Here is a 5,842-nt window from a genome sequence, read left to right as displayed (position 1 = left end):
CCGGCGCGCAGCAGCACCGCCAGGTCGTTGGCCGACTGTGTCGTGAAGTTGCCGCTGATCTGGCCCCGGCCGCCGGTGATCGGCTCCCGGATGACCGGCGCGCTGATCACCTTGCCGTCGAGCACGATGGCGAAGGGCCGCCCGACATTCGCCCTGGTGATGTCGGCGAAGCGGCGGGCGCCCGCGCTGTCGAACTCGAAGTTCACCACCCAGGTCCCCGACTGCGGGTCGGAGCCCGGCCGGGCGTCCAGCAGGGTGGCGCCGTCCACCTCGATCTTCTTGCGGACCAGATACTGCTGCCCGCGCGATGCCGGGTCGATGGAGGGAAGCCATTCGGTGCCGGGAGGAGCGGTGGTCCCGCGTACCGCCGTTTCGTCGCCCAGCAGGTGGAACGTCATCTTGGCGGTCTGGCCCAGCAGCCGCTTGACCCGGTCCGGATCGGTGACGCCCGGCAACTGCACCAGGATACGGTTGCTGCCCTGGCGCGCGATCACCGGCTCGTTGACGCCCGTCTCGTCGATACGGCGGCGGACGATCTCGATCGACTGCTCGACGGCACGCGCCTGACGGTCGGAAATTCCGGCATCCGTCAGCGCCACCTGGACGCGCGGCCCGTCGTTGCTGAAGCTGAAGTCGCGTTGCGTCTGGCTGATCCCGCTGTTCAGCAGGTCGCCCAGCGCCGCCCGCGCGGCTTCCACCTGCGATGCGTCGTTGAGGTTGAAGGTCACCGCGCGGTCGCGCACGGCCAGATCGGTGTAGCGGATATTGCCGTTCCGCAGCGCCGTCCGCGTCGTGTCCAGGGCGCCTTCCAGCCGCTCCCGGATGACGGTGTTCATATCGACTTCGAGCAGCAGATAAGAACCGCCCTGGAGGTCGAGACCCAGGCTGACGCGGTTCTGCGGCACCCAGGAAGGCAGGGTGCCGGGACTGATGAAGTTCGGCAGTGTGAACAGCACGCCAAGCGCGCAGACCACTGCGATCATCCAGATCTTGGCTTTCGAGAAGTGAAGCATGGTTGAGAGGTCCTTCAGACCAGCTTGATCATCAGAACGCCGCCGACCACCAGAACCAGGAACAGAAAGCTGACCAGCTTGAGCCGCGTTTCGATGAATTCCTGGATCGGCGCGCCGTAACGATACAGCAGTCCGGCCACGATGAAGAAGCGGCCGGCGCGGGAAATGATGGAAGCGACGATGAAGATGAAGAAATCGAGCTTCGCCACGCCGGCTGTGATGGTCAGGAGTTTATAGGGGATGGGCGTCAGCCCCTTCGCCAGCAGGATCCAGGCCCCGTATTCGCGGAAACCATCCTGGAAAGCATGGAACTCTTTCTCCAGATGGTAGAAGTCGACGATTGCCTGACCGATCGTTTCATACAGGAAAAAGCCTATCGCATAGCCCAATATGCCACCGATGACCGACGACAGGGTGCAGAGCAGGGCGAGACGGAACCACTGGTCGCGCCGCGCCAGCACCATCGGTACCAGCAACACGTCGGGCGGCAGCGGAAAGACGGAGCTTTCCGCAAAGGAGATCAGGCAAAGCCAAAAGGTTCCGGCAGGGCTGCCGGCTTTCGCCAAGGCCCAGCGATAGGTTTTTTCAAGCACGTCGAACTCGCGGGGCAGGGCGCCGGGATCGTATCCGGGCACCTGGGTTCCAGGGAAATGGCGATGGGGCTATATCGGTGGCCGGCTAATGACGGCGGCCCTTCATGGCCGCGACCGTTCAGGCCGAAGCCGGGGGACCCGTCGGTATGCGCGGGGTGGCCCGGCCGACATCTTCGGCAGGCACCTTGATATGCACCGTGCCGGAGGGAGCCAGCCGTTTCCACTCGACGGTGAATGCGGGCGGAACCGGCACCAGCGGAGCCGGCTGGGGCACCTGCGGGTCGCGCAGCGCCGGACGCGACACCTCGATGAAGGACTGGCGGGGCAGATAGAACTTGCCGGGCGGCGGATTGCCGTCCCGGCTGTCGCTGCCGGCCCCGGCAGGCGCCTTTGCCGCGGGATCGAGCGCAGCGGAAACTATTCCGTCCTCATGCCCCAGTGAAACGGCTGCCGACCAGCCGACGGCGCACAGCAGGCAAAGGACGACCATGAGAGCGACGGCTCTCACACCCTTCCTCGTGCTGGCGCTTATTCGGACTGGTCCCGGCATCGTTCTCTCTAGCGGAGCAAACCAGCCGGGACCCTACACGCCGTTCCTTTATGAAACCAGAATATTCAATCGCCCGGCCGGAGCCGGCGACGCCCCTATTCGTCCACCTGCCCGAACAGGTAATCGATATCCGTCGTGCCCAGCGCCCCGAACAGTCCGGTCCCCTCGATCGTCGCGGCGGCAAGGTTGCCCTTGCGCAGTTGCAGTTCGAGGATGCGTTCCTCGACCGTGTTGGCCGCGATCAGCTTGTAGACGAAGACCGGCTTGTCCTGGCCGATCCGGTGCGCCCGGTCGGTCGCCTGGTTTTCCGCCGCCGGGTTCCACCACGGGTCATAGTGGATCACGGTGTCGGCGGCGGTCAGGTTCAGCCCTCGCCCGCCCGCCTTCAGGCTGATCAGGAACACCGGCACTTCGCCGCGCTGGAAGCGTTCGACCGGCTCGGTCCGGTCGCGGGTCGATCCGGTAAGCTCGACGTAGGGAATGCCCGCCTTCTTCAGCTCCGGCTTGATCAGTTCCAGCATCGACGTGAACTGCGAGAAGATCAGGATGCGCCGGCCCTCCGGCACCATCTCGCTGACCATCTCGATCAGGCCGTCCAGCTTGGCGCTCTCGGCCACGGCGGCGGCCGCTGCGATCTTGACCAGACGGGGATCGCAGCAGACCTGCCGAAGCTTCAGCAGGGCGTCGATCACGGTGATGGCGTTCCGCGACAGCCCGCTGTCGGCGATGGCGGCTCGGACCTTTTCGTGGACCGACAGCCGGATCGTCTCATACAGGTCGCGCTGCTCCTGGCCCAGGTCGATGTGCCGGATGACCTCGGTCTTCGGCGGCAGCTCCTTCGCCACCTCCGCCTTGGTCCGGCGCAGCAGGAAGGGGCGGGTGCGGCGGACCAGATGAGATGCCCGCGTGGCGTCGCCGCGCTTCTCGATCGGTGTCCGGAAACGCTTCTGGAAGTCCTTGCGGTCGCCCAGCAGCCCCGGCATCAGGAACGCGAACTGAGCCCACAGCTCGCCCAGGTTGTTTTCGACCGGCGTGCCCGACAGGCACAGGCGATGGCGGGCGCTCAGGCCGCAGACGGCGCGGGTGGCGCGGCTGTCCGGATTCTTGATCGCCTGCGCCTCGTCCAGCACCACCAGATGCCACATGAAGTCGCGCATCAGGTCGATGTCGCGCGCGACCACGCCATAGGTAGTCACCACGATCTGCGCCGAATCGACCTCGTTCCGCTTTTCGTGCCGGTCGAGGCCGTGCAGCACCAGGGTCCGCAGGTGCGGGACGAATCGCTTCGCCTCGCTCGTCCAGTTGTGGACCAGGCTGGTCGGCACCACGACCAGACACGGATCGGTCATCCGGCCCTGCTCGTGCTCCAGTGCTATATGCGCCAGCGTCTGCGCCGTCTTGCCCAGGCCCATGTCGTCGGCCAGGATGCCGGCGACGTCGTTGGCGGCGAGGCTCTGGAGCCACGCCAGGCCGGTCCGCTGATAGTCTCGCAGCTCGCCCTGGAAGCTGACCGGCGGCTGGACTTCCGGCAGGACCTCGTCGTCGCGCAGCTTGCGGAGGAAGCTTTCGATCTGCTTCGTCTCGTCGGGCCGCCTGGATACCAGATCGTCGATGTCGATCAGCAGGTCGGCCTCGGCCAGCGGCACCTGGATCTTTTCGTCCAGCCGGCGCCCGCTGTCCAGCATGGCCTCCAGCACGCTGAACAGCCGCTCCACCCGCTCGGCGGGCAGCGCCAGCACGCTCCCGTCGTCCAGCACGATCTGCGCCTTGCCGTCGATCACCTTGGTCGCGGCCATGCCGCCCCGATCGATCAAGCGGGCCAGGATCGGCAGCAGCGGCCGGCGCAGGCCGTCGACCTCGACGCCGATATCCATGTCGAACCAGCCTTCGCCGGCATCGCGCACCACGACGCCGACATCGCCGGTCGGCTCGATCGTCCGGGTCCCGAAATCGGAGCCGATGTCGATCTTCCAGCCTTCCTTTTCCAGCAGCGGGACATGGGTCGTGAAGAACGAGCGCCACGCGCCGTCGACATCCTTGCCGGCCATCCGGTGAACGCGCGTCCCCCGGTCGTTCAGCGTGCCCTTCGGCGGCTCGATCCTAAGCTGGGCGAAGCCGATCTGCGCAAGCCGCACCATGGCGGCCTGCTCGGCCACCTTGTCGCGCCGGGCGAAAAGGGGAGGGCCGTCGCCCTCCTCGATCTTGGCGAACTGCCTCTGGTCGTCCGGCTCGATCTCGGCGGGCCGGTCCTTCTCGCCGTAGTCGAACGACAGCCGCAGGATGTCGATCAGGCCTTCGCCCGGCGATGTCACGCGGCTCAGCCGTGCCGTGACGACCGGGCTGCGCTCGATGATGACGGCGGCTTCGCTCTTCGGCATGCGTGGCGGCGGATCGGCGGCGACCATTCGCGGCGCCGGCTTCTTCATCGCCTTGCGGGTCGTGATCACCGGCTTCTGGGGAATGGGCGGAGCCCCGGCCGCCGATTTCGGCGCCATGACGATCTGAAGCTCCACCGGGAAAATCTGGCCGGCTCCCGGATCGACGCACCAGTAGCCCAGCCCCTTGATCAGCGTGCCGCCTTCGGGCAGCCCGGTCGGCAGCAGCTTGTTGGTCCGGGGATCGCGGAAGGCGCGGACCGTCCGCTTCGGCTCGCCTGTCGTGACGACGCCGCTCAGCACGGCGCCGGTATGCCAGCGCAGGCGTTCCGTAGCCAGCAGGCAGCGCAGCATCTTGTCGACGCCGTCCGCCTTGCCCTTCGGGACCGCCGTGCGGATCATCCCGCCGGAGCCGAGCAATCGGGCGACCGTCCGGTCTGTCCCCGCCTGCTCGATCCCGGCCACTTTCTCGATGATCTCGCGCGGGGTGGCGGGCATCTCGACGCCGTTGCCGGTATCCAGGGTCGCAGTGACGAACAGGGCGGCATCACCCTGTCCCGGCTCGATGGTCCAGAACGCTCTGGGGATCGCCCGCGTCTGGACAGGCGCCGCCGCCGGTTTCGGTGCCGCGGATTTCATGACTTCACCAGGTTTTGTCTTGAGCAAATCGATCATCGATGTTTGAACGGGCCGCCGCCACTGCGGCCGTGTATCCAGCGCCAGCAAGGCTGCCGCCGCCATATGGGCGCAGGCGGGCCTGGCGCAAGTGCAGGTGCGGTCCAGGGCCACCCTTTGGGCGCGGTGGACCGGCGACACCGTTACCTCGTGCGTCCGCCCCAGGTCCGATACCGTGGCCCTGATGCGATCCTCCGCCGGACCCAGCCGCACCTCTCCCAGCAGGACCAGATTGCGGCCGCGCTGGAGGGTTTTCTGGTCGAAGACCCTCGACAGGTCTTCTTCGGCAAAGGGAACGGGGGCGCCGGCGGGAGACGAGGCCCGCGCAGTGTGGTTGGCCGTTGACATGTATTTTGAAGACTGAATGTTACGAAGGCTCAATCGGCGGGAAAAAACGGCGAAGGGGGAGAATACCGATTCCATCCCCTCAACGCCACATAACTATGAACCGTCACCGATCCGAATGATGGGCGAGGACCCCGGCGACAGGCTGTTGCGAACGGTATAGCTTTGCCCGACTTGCATGACAGGGGACGAAATCATGGCCGCCGGCGCGAAATTCACGACGGGGTCGCCGCTGCGCCACGTCGCCGTCATGACCACCACGGGCTCGATCGGACTGATGGCGGTGTTCGC

The 5,842-nt window shown here is 66.4% G+C and carries 4 protein-coding genes; all 4 read right to left on the bottom strand.

Features of this window, described 5'->3' with window-relative positions:
• The coding region (locus AC5JJ6_RS38085) for a SecDF P1 head subdomain-containing protein (RefSeq protein ID WP_496047028.1) at positions 1–1,013 on the bottom strand (1,013 nt) is incomplete at its 3' end.
• A 14-nt stretch (positions 1,014–1,027) separates the two neighbouring features.
• Positions 1,028–1,648 (bottom strand): YqaA family protein, encoded by a 621-nt coding sequence (locus AC5JJ6_RS38080; protein ID WP_496047027.1) that lies wholly within the window; start codon positions 1,646–1,648, stop codon positions 1,028–1,030.
• Positions 1,649–1,724: 76 nt separating this feature from the next.
• Positions 1,725–2,114 (bottom strand): hypothetical protein, encoded by a 390-nt coding sequence (locus AC5JJ6_RS38075; RefSeq protein ID WP_496047026.1) that lies wholly within the window; start codon positions 2,112–2,114, stop codon positions 1,725–1,727.
• A 137-nt stretch (positions 2,115–2,251) separates the two neighbouring features.
• Positions 2,252–5,554, bottom strand: coding sequence for a DEAD/DEAH box helicase (locus AC5JJ6_RS38070; protein ID WP_496047025.1), 3,303 nt, complete (start codon positions 5,552–5,554; stop codon positions 2,252–2,254).
• Between the last annotated feature and the right edge of the window lie 288 nt (positions 5,555–5,842).

The sequence above is a fragment of the Skermanella sp. genome (assembly GCF_059503625.1).
The sequence above is the reverse complement of the archived record's forward strand: the minus strand, read 5'-3'. Positions and strand labels throughout refer to the sequence as shown.

Bases quoted from the DNA above. Each gene is read 5' to 3' on its own strand.
- AC5JJ6_RS38070 (WP_496047025.1), bottom strand. From the start codon at position 5,554: ATGTCAACGGCCAACCACACTGCGCGGGCCTCGTCTCCCGCCGGCGCC.